This window comes from Psychrobacter sp. 72-O-c, from assembly GCF_904846605.1.
Classification (GTDB): Bacteria; Pseudomonadota; Gammaproteobacteria; order Pseudomonadales; family Moraxellaceae; genus Psychrobacter.
Genome location: NZ_CAJHBI010000001.1, coordinates 59,211 through 80,460, shown reverse-complemented (window position 1 = coordinate 80,460; position 21,250 = coordinate 59,211). Strand labels below are relative to the sequence as shown.

General features: G+C 43.8%; 16 protein-coding genes. 11 read left to right on the top strand and 5 right to left on the bottom strand.

Annotated features, from left to right (window positions below):
- The first annotated feature begins 511 nt into the window (after positions 1–511).
- Positions 512–1,492 carry an ion transporter gene (locus tag JMX97_RS00310; RefSeq protein ID WP_201553951.1) on the top strand — a complete coding sequence of 327 codons (981 nt, stop codon included), beginning with the start codon at positions 512–514 and terminating at the stop codon, positions 1,490–1,492.
- Positions 1,493–1,654: 162 nt separating this feature from the next.
- Here JMX97_RS00310 and JMX97_RS00305 read toward each other — a convergent pair whose 3' ends face one another.
- The 3 genes from JMX97_RS00305 to JMX97_RS00295 form a co-directional block, all read right to left on the bottom strand.
- Positions 1,655–2,308: a TerD family protein gene (locus tag JMX97_RS00305; protein ID WP_201553950.1), complete on the bottom strand. Its 654-nt coding sequence runs from the start codon at positions 2,306–2,308 to the stop codon at positions 1,655–1,657.
- Between the two features lie 191 nt (positions 2,309–2,499).
- On the bottom strand, positions 2,500–3,633 hold the full coding sequence (locus JMX97_RS00300; RefSeq protein WP_201553949.1) for a helix-turn-helix transcriptional regulator: 1,134 nt from the start codon (positions 3,631–3,633) through the stop codon (positions 2,500–2,502).
- A 235-nt stretch (positions 3,634–3,868) separates the two neighbouring features.
- Complete coding sequence (locus JMX97_RS00295; protein WP_413786378.1) at positions 3,869–6,616, bottom strand: AAA family ATPase; 2,748 nt, start codon at positions 6,614–6,616, stop codon at positions 3,869–3,871.
- 415 nt (positions 6,617–7,031) lie between these two features.
- Between JMX97_RS00295 and rsmG the strand changes: the two genes are divergently transcribed.
- From rsmG to JMX97_RS00245, 10 genes are all read left to right on the top strand, one after another.
- Positions 7,032–7,751, top strand: coding sequence for a 16S rRNA (guanine(527)-N(7))-methyltransferase RsmG (gene rsmG, locus JMX97_RS00290; RefSeq protein ID WP_201553948.1), 720 nt, complete (start codon positions 7,032–7,034; stop codon positions 7,749–7,751).
- Between the two features lie 124 nt (positions 7,752–7,875).
- Positions 7,876–8,655: a ParA family protein gene (locus JMX97_RS00285; protein WP_201553947.1), complete on the top strand. Its 780-nt coding sequence runs from the start codon at positions 7,876–7,878 to the stop codon at positions 8,653–8,655.
- A 193-nt stretch (positions 8,656–8,848) separates the two neighbouring features.
- Complete coding sequence (locus JMX97_RS00280; RefSeq protein ID WP_201553946.1) at positions 8,849–10,000, top strand: ParB/RepB/Spo0J family partition protein; 1,152 nt, start codon at positions 8,849–8,851, stop codon at positions 9,998–10,000.
- Between the two features lie 135 nt (positions 10,001–10,135).
- Positions 10,136–10,849 carry a MotA/TolQ/ExbB proton channel family protein gene (locus tag JMX97_RS00275; protein ID WP_227671373.1) on the top strand — a complete coding sequence of 238 codons (714 nt, stop codon included), beginning with the start codon at positions 10,136–10,138 and terminating at the stop codon, positions 10,847–10,849.
- Between the two features lie 231 nt (positions 10,850–11,080).
- Positions 11,081–11,512 carry an ExbD/TolR family protein gene (locus JMX97_RS00270; protein WP_201553944.1) on the top strand — a complete coding sequence of 144 codons (432 nt, stop codon included), beginning with the start codon at positions 11,081–11,083 and terminating at the stop codon, positions 11,510–11,512.
- A gap of 248 nt (positions 11,513–11,760) precedes the next feature.
- Complete coding sequence (gene msbA, locus JMX97_RS00265; protein ID WP_201553943.1) at positions 11,761–13,548, top strand: lipid A export permease/ATP-binding protein MsbA; 1,788 nt, start codon at positions 11,761–11,763, stop codon at positions 13,546–13,548.
- A 177-nt stretch (positions 13,549–13,725) separates the two neighbouring features.
- Entirely contained in the window at positions 13,726–14,940 is a 1,215-nt protein-coding gene (lpxK, locus tag JMX97_RS00260; protein WP_201553942.1) for a tetraacyldisaccharide 4'-kinase, read from the top strand.
- A 57-nt stretch (positions 14,941–14,997) separates the two neighbouring features.
- The gene (gene kdsB / locus JMX97_RS00255; protein ID WP_201553941.1) at positions 14,998–15,852 is read left to right on the top strand and encodes a 3-deoxy-manno-octulosonate cytidylyltransferase; all 855 of its coding nucleotides are present in this window, start codon (positions 14,998–15,000) and stop codon (positions 15,850–15,852) included.
- Between the two features lie 105 nt (positions 15,853–15,957).
- Complete coding sequence (locus JMX97_RS00250; RefSeq protein WP_201554073.1) at positions 15,958–17,088, top strand: DNA polymerase III subunit delta'; 1,131 nt, start codon at positions 15,958–15,960, stop codon at positions 17,086–17,088.
- Positions 17,089–17,139: 51 nt separating this feature from the next.
- Entirely contained in the window at positions 17,140–17,487 is a 348-nt protein-coding gene (locus JMX97_RS00245) for a PilZ domain-containing protein (RefSeq protein ID WP_201553940.1), read from the top strand.
- Between the two features lie 132 nt (positions 17,488–17,619).
- Here JMX97_RS00245 and ppk2 read toward each other — a convergent pair whose 3' ends face one another.
- Complete coding sequence (ppk2, locus tag JMX97_RS00240) at positions 17,620–18,633, bottom strand: polyphosphate kinase 2 (RefSeq protein WP_265089420.1); 1,014 nt, start codon at positions 18,631–18,633, stop codon at positions 17,620–17,622.
- Between the two features lie 330 nt (positions 18,634–18,963).
- The gene (locus tag JMX97_RS00235) at positions 18,964–20,781 is read right to left on the bottom strand and encodes an acetyl-CoA C-acetyltransferase (RefSeq protein ID WP_227671376.1); all 1,818 of its coding nucleotides are present in this window, start codon (positions 20,779–20,781) and stop codon (positions 18,964–18,966) included.
- Positions 20,782–21,250 lie beyond the last annotated feature (469 nt).

The following is a 21,250-nucleotide window of genomic DNA, read 5'->3' as shown; positions in this document are numbered from 1 at the left end:
GCTTGTATCGTATTCTGCCTATACCTTATAAAAGGGTTGGCTATATATTATGCGCGGCTATTGTAGTAACTCTCCTCTTCGCTGTGCCAATGCGCGATCGGCGGTAGTACTAAACCAAATTGACCTCTGTTGTCCTGAATGTGGTCTGTTTTTATTACCTGTTCAGCGTATAAGCAATCGCACAGGGGTTACGCAGCGAGTTTTACAATGGGCTCTGGTTATCATGGGGCTACTGTTGCTAGCTTTGGTCTACATTTACTACGAAAATTTTGTATAATCAGCGTAGCTATCGTAGAACTGTCATAAGTAGCCTTAGGTTTAATCGTTCTGCGGTGGACTCAAAGCTATTCTTATTCTTATTCTTATTTTTATTTTTATATTCCTTACTTTGCTATTCTCTGCTTGCACCTTTATTTACATGTTCTGAATTATTGTTGTAACTTGGTTTTTTGACTGATTACCACCTGCTTTTTACTCATATTCTCACGGTATTATACGGCTAAGGGACGGCATGCTATTCCAATCTATACGGCGCTTGCGTCTTTTTGTTTATAATATCTTACAAAATGATGAGCATGACACGCTCTTTAGTCGCTACGTTGATTATTTTCTAATTCTTTTAATCATGACCAATGTGGCTGCAGTGATTGCTGAATCTGTCGATCAGTGGTATTACCCTTATCAAAACTATTTTACTTGGTTTGAGAACTTCTCAATCTTAGTTTTTTCTATTGAATACTTGCTGCGTTTATGGAGTATTGGTGAAGCAAAACCCAATAGCACTACGTGGCGCCAGCGTTGGGATTGGTTAAAAAGTCCTTCGGCGTTGATCGACTTAATAGCAATCGCCCCCGCATTTTTGAACTTCTTTGTCACTATCGATTTGCGTTTTTTACGAATTCTTCGCCTATTTCGTATCCTTAAGCTCACGCGCTATTTTGCCTCGCTACGTATCTTATTGGTGGTCATTAGTAAAGAGAGAGGCTCGTTTCAAGCCGTTATTTTTATTTTGATTATCATGATTGTCACCGCTTCTAGCGGTATCTATCTGGTTGAGAACCATGCCCAACCAGAAGAGTTTGAATCGATACCGAAAGCTATGTGGTGGGCGGTAGTTACCCTGACTACGGTAGGCTACGGGGATGTGACGCCGATTACTAACGCCGGCAAGATTTTGGGGGCGGTTATCACGATATTAGGCGTGGGTCTAGCCGCGCTACCGGCTGGTATCCTAGCCACTGGGCTTGCCAATGAGCTTGCCCAGCGCCGTGATGAGCTCGAGCAGCAGTTTCGTGAGTTTTTGGTCGATGGTGACTTTGATTTGGTACAGAACCAGACGATGGTCGAAAAAATTCGGCGTGAGCTGGGGCTGGATAAAGAGCAAGCGCAAGATATTGTGTTACAAGTACTGCGTGAGCAAGCACTCGAGCAGCGCGAAAAAGAAGTGCGAAAAAAGAATTTCTGCCCGCATTGTGGTGAGGCTTTAGACTAAATTGATTTAGGTATAGTTGATTCAAAATAAAAGAGATACGTTTACAACAACGTGCTACTGGCCGAAATTTTTCTAGCTTGCTGTATGCCTGCGTCACTCCAGAGGCTTTGAAGATTTCTCCCAGCCATACTGTGTTCGTTTTAAAGTGGCTCAACTATAGTATTAGCCGCCAACCCCTTGTGGAACAGGCAAGGCACGGGCTAGTTCGTGTGCAACTTCTTGTGCCGCCTTGGGCAGCTCGTCTGCGGGAAGAGGTAAATTTTGTAGTGTTAGATGCCAATCGTCAACTTCTCGGCGTAAACTTGCCACCCAAATAGTGCTACAGTCACGTGGTAGCTGCTTTAGATTTACCTCAAAAGCGCGGTTGCCTTCATCGTCGCTGAGATGGATCTCACCATTATCAACGGCTTTGAATGGTTGACCAAAGTATGAGCTGGCAATTAAAGCAATGTGGCTAATATGTGCCGGAATTTTATCTAAATAAATGCGGATTTGCTCTTGATCTAACGGTGCATGATACATAGCTTGCTCGCCGCGGTCTTTACCGTCTAAGCTATCGCCTTGATGGCGTACCGTTTCGCTCTTATCGCGTAATTGCTTAAACCATACTAAGTCGCTTATGGTGCAATTATCATCATACAGTACGCAAGCTAGATCGATATCAATCGCGCCTTGATTTTCTTTAAAGCGCTTCAGCATACCTTTGGGTTCGGTCTTAGTAAATTCATAGTTTAAAGCAAAAAATAAGGTATCAGCCGTCAAGCCAAGCCCGTTTAAACTGTCTGAAAGCAGCGGTAGTGAGGTAGTAGTCGGCATAATAGTCCTTCTTAATTTTTAATTTGTTTTTTTTAGGGTTTTCTATAAGTGATGGCTATAGTCGATCTACTTTAAAACAGAGACAGTGTGGCTAGGAGAAATTCTTCCCAACTGCATCTGATTACTAACGTATGCATTTTATTTTGTATTAACTATATGCGTTAGTTCTGTCGGTACATCTAAACAAACAACTATAATGATAGCTCTTCAGCTAATTCTATATCTAATACGACTTGATGAAGCAGCTGTGGTTTGGCATCTAATAGACCTTTACCAAAACCGCGTAACCACCAGACCAGCTGTGAGGTTAAATTGACGGTCGCATTTATAGTCAGGGTATCATCGGTATTCGTCGTTACCGTTTGATCCTCGCTTAGCTTACTTTCAGTAAGACTCTTGCCGGCCTTTTTGGTAAATTGCAGCTCGATAGCCGTATTTTTGCCATGGTCGGGCAGCTGGCTCAGTAGCGGATGGGTAAAGCCCATACTGCCAGCGTCCAGATAGCGGTCGAGTTGAAAGTTATCAGGAGTCTGTGCGGTACTATCAAGCACCTCAACACTGGCAAATCGATGTAGAGCAAAGGTACGAATAATAATATCTGGATCATCGGTACGGGTAGCGAGCAAGTAGATAATGACCCCGCGCTGAATAATAGCAATGGGATTTAAGACATACTCGCTGGCTTGTGATTTATTGCTGCGGGTATAGCAGGCTCTAATTTGTAACTGATAAAATAGAGCATGGTAAATATTGTCTTTGCTGTCCAAATCAATATGAGGCGCAATCAAGGGCTGGGTGGCGGGCTCAATACGTACTCTGTCAATCCATGAATGAGTTACCTTGCTATTCTTGAGCTGTCGCCGCGCCAAATCAAACCAGGGAAACAGCTCTCCTAAAATAACCGGCGGTAGCAATTGGGTTAAGTTGGCTTCGACCATGTTAAAGGCGACCGCTTGTGATAGGTTCATATGCGGTAAGCTTTGCAAGGGTGCATCATCTTTCCAGCGCCAACCTTGTGGATTGGCATTGTTTTTTTCGATAGGGAAGCGTTTGGCCAACGCATTCAAATCCCTTTGAACAGTGCGTAAACTGATATCAAATCCGGCTAATATGAGCTGCTCATAAACATGAGTAGTACCTACCCAGCGATTTCGCTGTAGCTGTGATAGCACTTGCCACTGACGCGCAGTAGTCGCCGCACCATGTCGACTATCAGGCGTGTCCTCAGAGACGTTATTAGCTGGAGTTGGCAGCGTACCAGACTGCTGCTCATCATGAGAGGGCTGATTTTGGGGACTATCGGCGTCAGTATTTTGTACAGTCATTAAGAGATAACCTTTATGAAGTCAGTCCTAGTATCGAGGTCTTTCTGTTCTTCTTTCTATCTGTCAGGCTGATTGTCGTTTGTTTATCATCGCAGAAAAGGGCAGTAGCGTCTAGGAGCTATTATTTAAAGTACTATTGCTCACAGACCTATTGCCTAGAGTACTATTAAATCTACCCTAGTCATCACATCACATCACATCACATCACATCATAGCAGTAGGGTTAAAAATTAAACTATATTTCTAAGTTATTGCTTTCTATATCGCCTTCTGTACGGTCCTTTGCATCCTCTCGCTCTTTTCTGTTTTTTTCTTTTTTTCTCTTATCTTCTTTTTTCTGTTTTTTAGCTTTGCGCTTGTTCTTGGCTTTTTTATTAGATTTTTTATCATCCGCATCATCAGCCGTGTCTTGATTGTCATCCCATAGCGTCAAGCGGCTTAGAACCTTGCCAAATAAGGTTCCTTTGCGGTAGCGATTTTTTTTATTCATGCTATCGATAGGTAGCCCAGTCATTAGAGTTAAGGCTTCACTAAGAGTATTTACACCATAAATATGGAAGCATCCTGCCTCAACGGCATCGATGATGTCATCACGTAGCACTAACTGCTTGACGTTGGCCATCGGTATGACCACGCCTTGTTGTCCGGTTAATTCTTGCTCACGGCAAGCATCAAAGAAGCCTGCTATTTTTGCATTGATACCGCCAACCGCTTGAACTTCACCCAGCTGGTTCATAGAGCCAGTAATAGCAAATGCTTGATTGATCGGCACGTTTGCTAAGGCTGACAATAACGCGCAGGCCTCGCTAACAGTGGCGCTATCGCCATCAATATGCGCGTAACTTTGCTCAAACGCTAAAGAGGCACTAAAATTTAGCGCGTGATGCTGGCTAAATAGCGCACGTAAATAGCTGGTCATAATCAGCATGCCTTTGGCGTGCAAGCTGCCGCCTAAATCGACATCGCGCTCAATATCGAGAATATCACCAGCACCGATATTGGGTTGAATCACTGCCGTTAGACGCGCTGGCATACCAAACTCACTATCCGCATAGCTGACTACAGTCAAGGCATTGACCTGACCGACCGCTTGACCTTGAGTGTTAATGAGCTGCTGGCCGTTTTTGAGCTCGTCCCAGTACAGATCGCGCAAATAGCCTGAGCGCTCATCCATATCGGCAATGGCTTGGGTAACATGGTTGGCATCAACGATATTTTGATCGTTGAGACGGGCATGACGATTAGATTCATGCAGCAGCTTAATTAAGCGGTCACTATGTAGGCTTAAGCGGTCTTGATCTTCCGCTTGCAAACTTAGATGTTCAAGCAGAGCCGTTTGAGCGCTACTATCAAACGGATAGAGGTTGGCGTAATCGATAATATCAGCCATTTTTGCCACGAGGGCCAGTTCATGCTCGCTGGTGCGAGTGACATCATCATGGAAGTCAGCGCGTACTTTAAACACCGCGTCAAACTCGGGCTCTAGCTCTAACAACTCATAATATAAATCCGCTTCCCCTAACAAAATCACCTTAATATCAAGTTCTATCGGTGCAGGAGCTAAGGATAAGCTACCTGTTAAGGTCAGCATTTGCTCAAGGCTTGATAGCTTGATTTTGCGCGATTGTAGCGCACGTTTTAGCCCTTGCCAGGCATAGGGGTGCTCAAGTAAATGACTGGCTTCTAATAACAAATAGCCGCCATTAGCACGATGTAAAGCACCCGCACGAATCATACTGACATCGGTGGTGACTGTGCCAAGTTGGGTGATTTGCTCAACATGACCGAGCAAGTTTAAATGGGTGGGCAAGTCTTCAAAGATGACTGGTGCCCCGTTTTCAGGCGGATGGCTGACCATGACGTTTACTGCGTAACGGCTTGGCGTGGTTGCCAATACTGCTGCGATAAACTCTTCATCATCACCATTCACAATACGCTCGACATGGGTAACCATATCGGCAAACATTGCGTCAAGACAATCAATGACAGACGGTAGTAGAGCAAACTGCTCACGAATAGGTGTGAACAAAGGCTGTAGCGCACGGCGGGCAATATTACGATGCAGTACTTCTATAGCGTCATTGGCCTCATCTTCTAGCTGTTCTAATTCTATGGTCAGCTGATTGAGTCGCTTTTGCATATGATTCTTTTGAGCGAAATTATTGAGTTCAGCTTCATAGTCGTTATTATTTTCAATATCTTTGCTAGAATTTTTCGCTTTATCTAAGGTTGTTTGAGTCTTTGAGTGCTTATTACTAGCAGCCTTTTTCGCATCATTATTGACCCAGTCGTCAACCGTATTATTGCTTTCTGTTGTCAGTTGACTGGGGTGCACAAAGACCGCTTTATTATCAAATGGACGAAAGGTCAGCGTCAAGTCATGCTGCTTACCCTCAGCATTTAGCGCCTCGTAAGCGTAACTCTCTTTTTGATGGGTATCGTTTTTTATAATCTCTATTTTGCTTTGATATTGATCACTACGAAAGCGCTGAGTTAGCCGCTTTTTGGCCTGTTGCCATAAGTTATTGACCTGCTGTTGCAACAGCACCGCTTGACCAGCAGGCAGGCGTAATGCTACTGGAGTCCGAGGGTCGGTGAAATTGTGCACATAAACCCAATCATCAGGTGTCGGCGCGTCTGCAGCAATACGTTGTAGTAGGCGCCTTATAACGGTACGCTTGCCTAATCCATTTTCGCCAGCAGCAAACACATGATAGCCGCTAGCCTTGATATCGAGTGCGGTCTGTAGCGCCTTGAGCGCACGTTGCTGCCCAAAGCCGATATCTAAATCTGGTGCAGTGCGCGTATCCCTCGGTAGCGTTTTAGAGTCACTGTAGCGTTTGAGCCGATCAGCACTTATTTGGCAGCGTTGGTTCACTTCTACAAATATAGGATCAGGGGTAGGCGGCAAGGTTTGCTCAGTTTCAGTTAAGTCAACGGTAGAAGCTAGCATATTTTTATAATCTTTTGAGTTTTGAGTCATATATTTAGGGCTTTGAGTCATAATAGTATTTGGCTGTTCAGTTAGCTTTTCGTTCATGGGCGTATAGTGAGTCATCAAAAAAGTTAGGTATAGCAAATAGAAGGATTAGTAGTAAATATCATGATTGGTTCAAGGTAAAAAAGTAAAAATAAGCTGTTCATTGTCGGTCTTGAGTAGGACTAATAAACAATAAATGACGCTTCTAAGTCGTATCTAAAATATTGTGTTGGTATGTCAAATAGAGGATTAAGTGCCGTTTAGCATTATAAGTTTAGTACGACAAAAGACGAATAAGTCATTAATAACCACGAAGATAGTATAAGATGGCGGACATTGGCGCAATCTGCAACTATTCAACGCGCCGACCTCATGATAAAATAGGCGGTTCACATGCCAAAACGGGATAACTTGTTCTATGTCAGCATCTGCTAAGTCTTCTGTCAACTCTACTAACAGCGCGAGTCTCTCTAATATTGACCCGACTGGCTTTGTTAAGCTTAGCACGCAGTTGCCGATGCTTGCTGACATATTGGCTCAGTCAGTGCAAACGTTGGCGCTACCGCTAAGCGACACGCAGCAGCGCACCCTATTGTTGTACTTGGATAAGCTTTTATTATGGAATAAAGCGTATAATTTAACCGCTATTACCGATCCCGTAGAGGCGCTGATTAAGCATGTCATCGATTGCTTGGCTATTATAGCGCATTTACCGACTGGGTCTTTGTTAGATATCGGTACTGGCGCAGGGTTACCTGCAGTCATTATCGCGATTTGTCAGCCTGAGCGTCATTGTACGGCTTTAGACAGCAATCAGAAAAAGATACGCTTTATCAAACAGATCAGTAGTGAGCTTGGCTTGACCAATGTGCAACCGATTGCTGCTCGGATTGAAGCGCATGACGCTGAGTATGACGTGGTCACCTCTAGGGCTTTTGCCAGCTTGATAGATTTTGTAGAGGCAGCTCAACCGCGCTTAGCAGATAATGGTCGCCTGTGTGCGATGAAAGGCAAAGAACCGACTGTTGAAGAGTTACAAGCGTTGGATCAAAACTGGCAGATTAAGACTATCAAGCTTACTGTACCGCGTTTAGAAGATAGCCGCCATTTGATTGAACTGTCCCATAAAAGTGTCTAAGTTATGGGCAAGTAAGTGGCTATGAAACTGGCTATGAAGTCAGAGATGCTGGTGGATAAAGCACTAGATTAAGAAAGCTTAAGAATAAGCGTCGAGCGTTATATTAATTAAATTGAGTGAGTGTATGGAAATCATAGCAATTGCGAATCAAAAAGGCGGCGTTGGTAAAACCACGACGGCGGTAAACTTGACCGCGAGTTTGGCTGCCAAGCGCAAGCGCGTACTACTGATTGACTTAGACCCACAGGGTAACGCCACTACCGGTACTGGTCTTGATAAGAATGACCTTGAACTGACGATTACTGATGTGCTACTTGATGGCGTATCGCTTCAAGAGGCTATTGTCAAAAGTCCAGCAGGCTTTGATGTTATTGCTGCTAATCGTGAGCTGGCAGGTATGGACATTACCTTAATGGGTCAAACCAATAGCCATGAGTTATTGAAGACGGCTATGGCGGATCTAGTGACTGACCAAGTCAACGGTAAAACAAAGCCTTATGATTATATTATTATGGACTGCGCACCAAGTTTGAACTTACTGACTATTAATGCGTTAGTGACCACTGATGGGGTCATTATTCCGATGCAGTGTGAGTATTATGCGCTGGAAGGTCTAGCAGATTTATCACAGACAATTGAGCGTTTAACGGAGCTGAATCCTAAGCTGTATATACGCGGTGTGGTCAGAACCTTATTCGATGCGCGTAATACCTTGGCCAATGATGTATCTGCTGAGCTTGATGCGCATTTTGGCGATATCATGTACAAAACACATATTCCAAGAAATATCCGTTTGGCTGAAGCACCAGCCCATGGTATGCCGGTACTGGCGTTCGAAAAAAGCTCAAAAGGCGCACAAGCTTATCTAAAGCTAGCTGCTGAGGTTATTAAGCAAAGCCGGTAATAGTATTTTAAAAACAATAGGCTAAAACAGTATTCTGTAAAAATTATGCTAAAAATCGATTAAACAACGATTAAACAATAAATTATTAAACAGTACATGTGTTAATCTTCGCATTTATTAATTAATACAGTCACCAATAAGCACTTATTAACAATCATTTGGCTTTTATTTTAGCGTTAGAGGATAGGTAATCATGGCGAAGAAACGAGGGTTGGCTGCCAATCGAGGTTTAGATGCCTTACTAGGGTCAATCAAAAAAGAAAAGAAAATTACCGCCTCTGCCTTACAAGATGATACGGTTGCGCATGATGACACCTTGTCAAATGCGGCCTCAGAGTCAATACCAGAAGTGACCTTGGACGCAAATAAGCCTACCAAAACCAGTCGCGGAATTTCTCGCGAAAAAGCCAGTGACAAATCTTATGAAAAGCTTGCTAAAGAAGCTAGTGGTTCGAGTAGCCGTCCGCCACGATCGGTCCGTAATGGGACTAGGAACCGTAGCAGCGGTATAGACAATAGCGGCAATGAAGATCAAATAAGCTTAGTGCAAATAGAGGTGACGCGACTGCAAGCGGGTAAATATCAACCGCGCCGTGATATGAGCGAAACGGCTCTTGCAGAGTTGGCTTCTTCTATTGAACAGCATGGTGTCATGCAACCGATCGTTATTCGTCCCTTGCTAGCAAACGAAGACAAAAGCGCTGCGATCGTTACTCATGAAATTATTGCTGGTGAACGCCGCTGGCGTGCCGCAAAAATGGCCGGTAAAACGGTCATCCCAGCGATTGAACGTGCGCTATCTGATGAGCTGGCCATCGCGCTGGCACTGATCGAGAATATTCAACGTGAAGACTTATCTGTGATTGAGCAAGCCGCAGCATTACAGCGCTTTCATACTGAATTTGGTATGAGTCATGCCATGATTGCTGAGGTTGTTGGTAAGGCGCGGACGACGGTATCGAACTTATTACGATTAAATCAGCTACACGATACTGTTAAAGATCATCTGGCGGCTAGTGCGCTGGATATGGGTCATGCGCGGACGCTGTTAGCGTTATCGTCTGAACAGCAGCCTATCATCGCTCAAAAAATCATTGATGGGAACTTAACCGTCCGTGAAGCTGAAAAATTAGTCAAATCAATCTTACAACCCGCTCCGAAGGCTAGCCGTACTGAGCAAGCGCAGACTCATGATGCTGAGCGTTTAACTCAGCGTCTGACAGATGTGCTAGGGGCAGAGGTAAAGCTTAAACATAAAAAAGACGGTCAGGGTAGTGTTGAGATATTTTTTCACAATCAAGATGAGTTTGCCGCTTTAATTAAATATCTAGAAGCGCAGGCTTAATGTTTATTTATTTGTTCGTCTGCTTTTATTAGCCTAATGTATTACTCACAATAATAAACAAGTCGCCATAACCCTCTAGGTTTTAAGCGATTTTGTAGTATTGTTTTACCAGAATATAAAAGAGAGTAGTTGTTTATGTGGGAGTTGGTAAAAGCGGGCGGATGGCTGATGACGCCTATTGTTGTGTGCTCGATAGTTGCTCTGGTTATTATTATTGAGCGTAGCCATACCTTACAGTTCAATAAAATCGCGCCGGCTAGATTACGCGAACAGCTGATTACGCGTTTGCGCGAAAACGGTGATATTGGGCGTACGCAGCTGATGAACGTCAAAGAAAAAACCGCACTGGGTGATATTCTGGCGATCGGTTTGCTCTATCGCCAATATGGTCTAGAGTCGATGACCATGCATATGGAGAATCGTGCCAGCGTACAAGTTCACCAGTTAGAAAAGAATATTAATATGCTGGGCACCATAGGTGCGATTGCGCCGCTGCTAGGATTATTGGGAACGGTACTAGGGATTATATCTTCGTTTTTGGCGATTACCGACGGTGCAATGCAGGATCCAACGTTGCTGGCAGCCGGTGTATCACAAGCCTTGATCACCACTGCCGCGGGCATGATTGTAGCGATACCAGCGCTGGTCGCCTATCGCTATTTTCAGCGTCGTATTATTGATATTAATGCCCAGTTTGAGACTCAAGCAGGGCTTATGATTCAAGATTTATATGATTATCAGCTATTAGATAGTGCTCATAAGCCATCCGTACCTATTTCCACTCATAATTCAGCATTGTATAGCGATTCAGACGATAGGCGCTTCAGTGACACAGTAGGTCTAGATTAAAATCCGACGGTTACTTTTTAATAGCTGTCTATTGATGCTGATAATTGTATTAGACATATCCTATTAGGTATAGTCAGTACCAAATAAAATGGATACACATATGATTTCGTATAGCGGGTAAAAATTTTCTAGCCTGCTGTGCGATTGCGGCAACCCAGAGGCTTCGAAAATTTCTCCCAGCCATACTGTATTCGTTTTAAAGGCGCTCAACTATACATTGAAGAGACTGCTATGCGCTTTAGAAAACCTACCGTCGAGCCACTTGAAATTAATCTGACCCCAATGATTGATTGCTTGTTGTTTTTGATTATATTCTTGCTGCTTGCGACCTCGTTTAATCATTTTAGCCGCTTAAATATTATCCTTCCTGAAGCTGAGGGTGTGGCACAGATGGAGCAAAAGGACAGTATTGAGGTGGCTGTGCAAGAAGATGGCAGCTATCTGGTTAACGGTATTAGCCTCGCTAGTAGTAGTGAGGCTGAGCTGACCAATATGCTACAGCAAGAGGCGGGCAGCAATCGTGACATGCTGTTTGTTATTGCCGCGGATGCCAACGCGACTCACCAATCGGTAGTGCGGGTGATGGATATCGCTGGTAAACTGGGGTTTTTAAATCTAAATATCAGTACAGTGGTACCACTCGGCCAGACTTTACCACAATAATTTTCGTTTGGGTTTTATGAGCGATTTTGTGGTTGGAGCGAACTGTCCAAATGCTACATCATTCCAGTACAGATACTCTTAATAACAAAATGCTATACTTTATCGCCCATTACTGCGGTCAACTGTCGTATTTAAACCGTTGATCAAAACGTCTTGTATTGCTGTTTTATACGCATGCTACTGACGTTATATACCGCCACGCTCTAAGTGTGAAAAACTCACGTATTTATATCCGAATTGAGGCTTTTATGAGCCAAGCTCGTCAATCTGACTCTACAAAGACTTCTATTAAAAAAACACCAGCACCGCCACTTAGTCCACCTAAGCACAAGACCTTACTGCGTTTGCTGAGCTATCTAAAGCCGTACTGGTGGGCGCTGATGCTAACCGTTGTCGGTTTTGCCATCAATGCGGGAACCGAGATTTGGATTGCTAAATTATTGCAATACATCACTGACGCTATCAACCAAAACGACCAAAGCAAGCAAGATTTATTTCCATTCATTATTATCGCGCTATTCTTTGTGCGCGGTGTGGGTAGCTTTTTAGGTAACTACTATACGGCCTTAGTATCGCGGAATCTGGTTTATGAGCTGCGGGTGCAGGTATTTAATAAACTACTGCGCTTACCGAGTTCGTTCTATTTAGCCAATCCAGCAGGTACGATATCTTCTAAGCTTATCTTTGATGTGGAGCAGGTGACCGCTGCCAGTACCGACTCGTTGAAGACCTTGTTGCGTGATGGTTTAACGGTCTTAGCTTTGATGGGCTTTTTGCTGTATAGCAATTGGCGTTTGACCTTAATTTTATTTTTAGTGTTACCGCCAATATTATGGCTGATTCGTATTGCCTCTAGGCGCTATCTCAAACTGTCAAAGGGCATCCAAGAAACTATGGGTGATGTCAGTCACATCACTAATGAGGTGATTGGCGGTTATCAGGTGGTCAAAAATTATGGCGGGCAAGCTTATGAAGCGAAGCGTTTTGACGCTACTTCAAAAAAGAACCTACGCCAAGGCATGAAGGTAGTCGTTACTAACAGCATTAATACGCCAGCGGTACAGCTATTGATGGCAATTGCGATGGCCGTAGTGGTGTGGCTTGCGCTACGTCCTGCAGTCATTGATAACATCTCAGCAGGTGAGTTCATCTCTTATATTGCGGCGGCAGGTTTGCTCAGCAAGCCGGTGCGCTCGTTGACGGATGTTAATCAAAAATTGCAAAAAGGTATTGCTGCTGGTGAGTCTATATTTGCGCTCATCGACGAGCCTGAAGAAGAGGACACAGGGAAACTTAATCCGGCCCTATCAGGCGCGATTCATTTGGAGAATGTCAGCTTGGTCTACCCAGACTCGACTGTGGCCTTACAAGACTTTAACTTAGACATACGGGCAGGCGAAACCGTCGCATTGGTTGGTCGTAGTGGTGCCGGTAAGTCGTCTTTAGTGAACTTACTAACGCGCACCCTAACCACTTCTTCAGGGCAAATTACGATGGACGGTATGCCGATTGAGGACATTACTTTAGAGAGTTTGCGTTCGCAGATTGCGATGGTCAATCAGCAAGTGGTACTGTTTAACACCACCGTATTTAATAATATTGCTTATGGTAGCTTAGCGCAAAAAACACAGGTTGAAGTTGAGCTTGCAGCTAAAGATGCTTTTGCTCATGACTTCATTATGAAAATGCCGCACGGCTATCAGAGTGAGATTGGCGCGGAAGGTCTTCAGCTGTCTGGTGGACAGCGTCAGCGTTTATCTATCGCTCGTGCTCTTCTAAAAGACGCGCCCATTTTAATCTTAGATGAGGCCACCAGCGCGCTTGATAATGAGTCTGAATATTTCATCCAGCAAGCCCTCGATAATGTCATGAAAAATCGCACGACCTTAGTCATTGCTCATCGCTTAACCACTATTGAATCCGCCGACCGCATCGCAGTGATGAATGGCGGCCAGATTGTCGAGATTGGTACGCATAGCGAACTGATGCAAAAGCAAGGTCATTACGCGCAAATGTATGAAAGAGATTTTGAGTAGCTTTTTGCTTTTGATAAAACGATTGAATAGCCAGTTATTAAAGGACCGTTAAGTAATAAATAGTCTTTTAAACGTCAGATAATTTAAAAGCTGCTAAATAAAGACGCGTGGTCAAATTTCTAATAAATGACAGTACAATAATCCATAATTAAGCAATGATAGGTGAAGTGGTAGCCCATGAGCATTGAAACGACAATGACCCGTGCATGGCAACGTCAAGCTGCTTGGTTATGGCTATTACTGCCTTTTAGCTGGCTATATAGTTTGCTAATGATGTTGCGGCGTCAGGCCTACAAAACGGGGTTATTTTCCAGCTATCGTGCGCCCACTGCTGTGATGGTAATCGGTAATATTACGGTCGGTGGCAGTGGTAAAACGCCACTAATTATAGCTTTGGTCAGTTATTTACAGCAGCATGGGGTAAAGGTCGGGGTCATTAGTCGCGGCTATGGTGGTGATAGTAACAAAATGCCAGCATTAGTCACTGCAGATAGTGTACCTAGTGAAGTTGGTGATGAACCCTGCTTGATTGTTAATATGACCGGCGCGGCGATGGCGGTATGCCCCGATCGTAAGCAAGCGATTACTATGCTATTAGCTGCGTACCCTGATTTACAGCTGATAATAGCGGATGATGGCTTACAGCATTATGCGTTGCAACGAGATATTGAATGGATTGTGGTAGATACGGCACGCGGTTTTGGTAATCAGCAGCTGCTACCGACAGGATTTTTACGGGAACCAATGTCGCGGCTAAAAAATGCTAATGTGATCTATCATGAAAAAACCAATAGCACAGTAACGCCTGCCAATCAAAAATATGGCCATCAATACAACGATCAATCTTTAAGTACGCGTTTAACCATGCAGTTACAGCCAGATAGCTTACAACTTTTATGGCAACCTTTATTATCTAGTGTTCAGGTGAATAACGAACTGCTAAGTGATAGTAAGATATTAACTGATAAGATAGTGTCAATTGATAAATCAGCACCAACTAAAGGCAGTCAAGTCCATGCGGTTAGCGGTATTGGCTATCCGCAGCGGTTTTTTAATACGCTCAGCACGCTTGGCTTTGACGTTATCCCGCACTCTTATCCTGATCATTATGATTTTAGCCTTGCTGAGCTGTTGCAATATACCCAGCACCCAATCATCGTCACTAGCAAAGATGCGGTAAAAATAAAGACCCTACTAATAAATGAATTATCGTTGGAAGCCAAAACTAAGCAAGCGCTCAACGATGATTACAAAGAACTAATAAGCAGGCTATGGGTATTGCCAGTGACAGCGGTGTTATCTGATGGTTGCTATCATGAACTACATCAGCAATTAACGACTTTGGGTATTCACATTGAGAGTGATAAAGAGAGCACAATAAGCACGACCTAGAATTTTGTATAAGTTCTTAATATGAGCTATTTGTATGACTTATTATAGGAATTAATCATGTCGTCAGCCGTAACATCAGTAACGCCCGCCAAAACTCATATTGTCATTCCTGCGCGTTTTAAAAGCACACGTCTACCTGGCAAGCCGCTATTGCACATTCACGGTAAGCCCATGATACTTTGGGTAGCTGAAAAGGCGCAGGTGGCCCATTTTGCCGATGATATGTGTATTGCCACTGATGATGAGCGTATTGCTAAGGTATGTATGGATGCCGGATATGAGGTAGTAATGACGCGCGCTGACCACGCATCAGGTACAGATCGCTTAGCTGAGGTCGCCGCAATTAAGGGCTGGGCAGATCATGATATCGTGGTCAATATGCAAGGCGATGAGCCATTAATACCGCCGCTGCTATTAGAACAGGTCAAGACCTTATTGGTACAAGATAGCGGTAGCGTCATGGCGACTTTATATGAATCTATTGACGATTATCATACCTTTATGTGTCCATCGGTAGTTAAAGTGGTTAGTCAAACTCATGACAAGCAGCAACGCGCGCTCTATTTTAGCCGTGCGCCTATACCCTGCGATCGTGATGTAGCACTGGCTATGGAAAGCAAGAGTCAGGGTTTATCAACAAAAGAGCTATCACAATTGCCACCGCCAAAGCATGCCTATCGACACTTAGGCTTATATGCTTACCGGGTTAGCTTATTACAGCAGTTTGTCCACTGGCCCCAAACGCCACTTGAGATGCTTGAGAGCTTAGAGCAATTACGGATTTTAGAAAATGGCGGTAATATTGCTATCGCTGCGGCCGCGCTTCAGTTACCGGCAGGCGTAGATACTCAAGAAGATTTAGACCGTTTAAATGCTATGAGCTTAACTGAATTTCGAAGCGACATAAAATAAATAGCCTAAGTATAAGTTAAGCTAAGCTATGTTCTTGAGATAAGTTTTAAAATTATTGAGAATTCCAAGTGCCTATCAAGTTATGGAGCAGTAAGTGTGAGTGACATGACAGATACAACGAGTATGACAGATAGTATCTATTTTGCGCCTCTATTACCGTGGCAGCAAGCATTATGGACACAGCTTACTAATCGAGTATTAACACCGCCGCAGTCATTACCGCATGCACTGCTGGCTGCGGGTATGCAAGGGATGGGCAAGCGTGCGTTTGTTTGGCGATTAGTGGCATGGTTGTTATGTCACGAACGTAGCAGTCATCCCTTAGGTGCCTGTGGCGATTGCGACAGCTGTCAATGGCTCAGATCTGGTACTCATCCAAGCTTGCAAGTGTTGCCTATTATCACTATGCCAATCAGTGCCGACCATGCTAATAGCAGGGAAGCATCAAGCAGCACCACAAAAAAGAGTAAATCAGATAAAAAGTCTGCCAAATCAGTAAGCAATGCCGCGCTGACGATAAAGGTTGATGACATCCGTGCATTGCAGCCTTTTATCTATCAAGGCGGGCGAGGGATGCGAATTTGTGTGTTAGACCACGCTGAGCAAATGACCATTGCCGCCGCTAATGCTCTACTCAAGACCCTAGAAGAGCCGCAATCGCAAGTCCACCTTTTTCTTATTAGTGATACTCCTGCGCAGCTCCTACCGACTATTAAAAGCCGTGTCCAGCAGCTGGCACTGCAATCTATTGATGCCATGGTTGCACTGGAGTATGTCACCCAGGCGTTGGGTAGCACTGTCAACCGTGAAGCTGTTGGTACTGAGGCGATTGAGCAGCTGTTACAATTGGCAAATGGCGCTCCTTTAGCGGCCATCGATTTAGCTCAGGCAGCATGGTATAGCAAACGTGCACTGTGGTTGACCACGTGGCAAGCGCTACGTAGTGGCAAACGTAGTAGTGTGGCAGCAAGCGACTATTGGCAAAACCAGCTCAGTATCGCAGAATTTATCAAGTTGTCCGAGCTGATGTTACTCGATATCCGGCGTGTCTGTTTGGGGCTTAAGGCGGTACAAAAAGATGTCAATTTGTTGGCAGCACTAAAAGACTATCAACCTTCCGATAGCGCGTTAGAGGCATTAGCAACTAGCTTACAACAGACGAAAATGTCACTACAACAAAATGTGCAAGAAAAATTTGGCTATGATAAGCTAATGCAAGATTTGGCGCTTCTGTAGTTGAACTGACTGTAACGTACTTATAAACATATTTAATCTAAGGAGCGGATCATGGCAATGCCAGGACGTGGCGGGATTGTTACCTGTCATATTGAAGATGTCGCAACGTTATATGCCAGCTACTTATCTTTTATAAGTAATGGCGCCTTGTTTGTTCCCTCTAACCGCGTTCAGCAGCTGGGTGATGAGGTGTTTATTGCCGTTACGCTGCCCAATTCCAGTGAACGCTTACCAATGAATGGTAAGGTGGTCTGGATCAATCAAAAAGCCCAAGCCAGTCGTCCAGTAGGTTTTGCCGTACAGATGGGCACTGATGTCGCAGGACAAAGAATCAAGAACGAAGTTGAACGCTTATTAGTCGGTAAAATTGATGGTTTGCAGTCTACTTATACTATGTAATACCATTGCCAAAGAGTAAGCTAAGAGTGTCAGACTCGTTAAGCCTACTCATTGTAATGCCTGCACTTGTCTTCTTTAGTTTTTGGCAATGGTATATATTATATCGTCATAATATTCTGGTAGTAGCTCCCTTTAATAACGTGGGGGCACATACATATCGTCCGGAATAGGCTCGCGATAGTACTCATCATCACGTTTGCGATCTGGCAACTCTACCTCTTCACGCGGCACCTCTTTATAGGGTATCTGCTCAAGCAGATGAGCGATACAGTTTAGGCGCGCACGTTTTTTACTATTACCCTCAACTACCCACCACGGCGCTTCGGGAATATGGGTACGCTCAAACATGGTCTCTTTCGCCTTAGTATAATCCTCCCAGCGTCGACGAGATTGCAAGTCCATTGCCGACAGTTTCCACTGCTTAAGTGGGTCATGAATCCTACTCATAAAGCGCGAATGCTGCTCATCATCGGTGATCGAAAACCAATACTTTACCAAGCGGATACCAGAGCGTACTAGCATGCGCTCAAACTCGGGCACCGATTGAAAAAACTCCTCGTACTGCTCATCGGTACAAAATCCCATTACTCGCTCAACGCCAACGCGGTTGTACCAGCTGCGATCAAACAGCACGATCTCGCCAGCTGCTGGCAAGTGGGCTACATAACGTTGAAAATACCATTGCGACTGCTCGCGCTCTGTTGGTGCAGGTAGAGCCGCTACTCTGCAAACTCGTGGATTTAGTCGCTGGGTAATGCGTTTGATCGCACCGCCCTTACCGGCAGAGTCACGGCCTTCGAATATCACTACGATACGCTCACCGCGATCAACCACCCAATCTTGTAATTTAATCAGCTCACGTTGCAAGCGTACCAGCTCTTGGAAATACATACGGCGATCAAGCCGGTCTTGCTCAGTCATCTCAAAGCCATCAAAACGAAAATCGCGTATATAATCATCTACTTCGCTTTCAAGCTCTTCGTCATAAGTATCGATTAAATCTTCATGCATTTTACGGCGCAGCTCATCATTAAAAATTTCTTTATCCATCCGCTCAATGAAGTTACTTTGTTCAGCTGCGCTTAGCTCGCTACGTTCTTGCGGCGTTAGAGATTTTGGGTCAATTGTTGAAGGTATTCTCGCCATAGTAAACTCCTTATGAGTCAGTTCAGATTCATTTGTTATTGTTACTACTTACTTTAGCATATCTAATCTTGAGCCTAAAAATCTAATCTTCAGGCAAAACAAGCTATAGTTAATCCAATTTAAAAATGGCACGTTGCTACAAGCGTAGTCCTTTTATAGGGTAGTCCTTTTATTTTGGATCGGCTATATGCTTTATGATTGTTTATTCATTCTATCCATTATTTCTATTTCTTTATAAGAACAATTACAATTAATAATCAAAAAAATACCCTCTAACCAAGCGATTAAAGGGTAAGTTTTAGAACTCAATCAGATAAGAAATAGATGCTATTACTTCTCTAAGATACAAGTCACGCCTTGGCCACCAGCGGCACAAATAGAGATAAGGGCACGACCTGAGCCTTTTTGATCCAGTAATTTAGCAGCAGTGGCTAAGATACGACCGCCAGTTGCGGCAAATGGATGTCCGGCAGCGAGTGATGAGCCATTCACGTTTAGCTTGCTACGGTCAATGGATCCTAATGGCGAATCAAGTCCCAAGCGCTCTTGGCAGAAAGTATCATCTTCCCAAGCGGTTAGTGTTGATAACACTTGTGAGGCAAACGCTTCATGAATCTCATAAAAGTCGAAGTCTTGTAAACTAAGACCCGCACGCTCGAGCATACGCGGTACCGCGTATGCTGGGGCCATCAGTAAGCCTTCTTTATTACCAGATTTACCAATGAAGTCAACGGCGGCCGTTTCTTGATGCACGATGTAAGCAAGAGGCTTAAGGCCGTGCGCTTCTGCCCATTCATCATTAGCCAATAGCACACACGAAGCACCATCCGTTAATGGGGTAGAGTTAGCCGCAGTCATGGTTGGATTGGCATTTTTTTTACCAAACACTGGCTTAAGTTTGCCCAGCTTCTCAAGGGTGGAGTCTGGACGCAAATTATTGTCGCGAGTCAGGCCTTTATAGGGCGTGATTAGATCATCAAAAAAGCCTTCATCATAGGCACGTGCTAAGTTTTTATGGCTATTAAACGTCAGCTCATCTTGATCTTCACGGCTGACATTCCATTCAAGCGCAGTAATCGCTTGATGATCGCCCATCGATAACCCCGTACGTGGCTCACCATTTTGTGGAGAATCGATTAAGTCTTTTGGATTAAGACCCATCAATGCCTGCAAACGTTGCTTGTTGTTTTTAGCAGCGCCTAGCTTAATAATGACTTTACGTAGACCGTCGCCGATAGCGATAGGGGCATCTGATGTGGTGTCAACGCCGCCAGTAATGGCTGAATCAATGATGCCCAATGCAATTTTATTAGCAGAGGCAAACGTTGCTTGTAGACCGGTACCGCAAGCTTGTGAGATGTCATAAGTCGGGGTATGCGGATCTAAAGCGGTATTGAGTGCCGACTCACGGGTTAAGTTGATGTCGCGGCTTAGCTTCATTACTGCACCAGCGACAACTTCGCCCAGTTGCTCGTCTTGCAGATTATAGCGTTCAATCAGACCATTAAGCGCGGCAGTAAGCATATCAATATTGCTAGCATCGGCATACGGGCCGTTTGAGCGAGCAAATGGAATACGGTTGCCGCCTAAGATAGCAACACGATGCTGGCCTGAAACGAGTTTGGTACTATTAGTCTTTTTAGCTGCGGTACGCGTTTTTTTGACCGCGGCTTTGTCGGATTTTTTATCACTGTTGCTTTTATCTGTGTGTTCTTTATCAGTGCTAGCTTTATCAGTGCTAGCTTTTTTAGAGTCGGCCTCTTTTTCTGCTGATTTTTCGCCATCTTTTTCAGTAACGTTGTTTTCTTTAGTATCGTTATCGATGTCAGCAGCTTTTGAATGGGCAGTAGTATCTAATGCATTAAGCTCTTTAAGCTCATTAGACTCCTCAATCAAGTCCTCTTTAAGCTTGGCTTTTTTCTGTGCTTGTTCTTCATTTTGACTGTCTGTTTTATCACCATCCGCTGATTCGTCCTCAGTATCGACAATATCAGTTGCCTGTTTGAGCTCAGCGATAGAGTCATAATGACCATTGCTGTCTTTATCGTTGTTCTTAGTTTGGTTACTAGTGTCTTTATTGTCAGTTACTGTGTTGTTCTTTTTGACAACAGTGCTCTCAATAACAGGGCTGTTCTTTTCGTTAGTCATAAAATTGTCCTTAAAATATATAGATGAAAATGTAATAGGAAAACAGCTGCGATAAGTAAAACATGCTATTAATATATAAGATGGTAGCTGTTTATGATAATAACTTTTACCGTGTTATTGTATGTCTTTAGCAAGTCAGGTAACGGTTACTTACTTTTAGACAGGGTTTTAGTACACAAACAGGTCGGTAACGATTGCTGATATTGCCTCAGAGCATATTCGATAATATATTGTTATCAATACGTAAAGCAATTATAACTTATAGGTTTTATCTTAACATAAGCGTTAATTTTTTAAATATAGAGAAGGTAACTGTCTGGTCTATAGATTATTGTAGGCTACTGGTTTGTCGACAGAAGATCTTCACAGAGATTACTGGATTTTGGACTTGTTTACGACGGGCGTGTATAGTTAAGACAGTTTATAGCTATTTATTAACTACTAATAACTTTTAATAATTATAATGGCT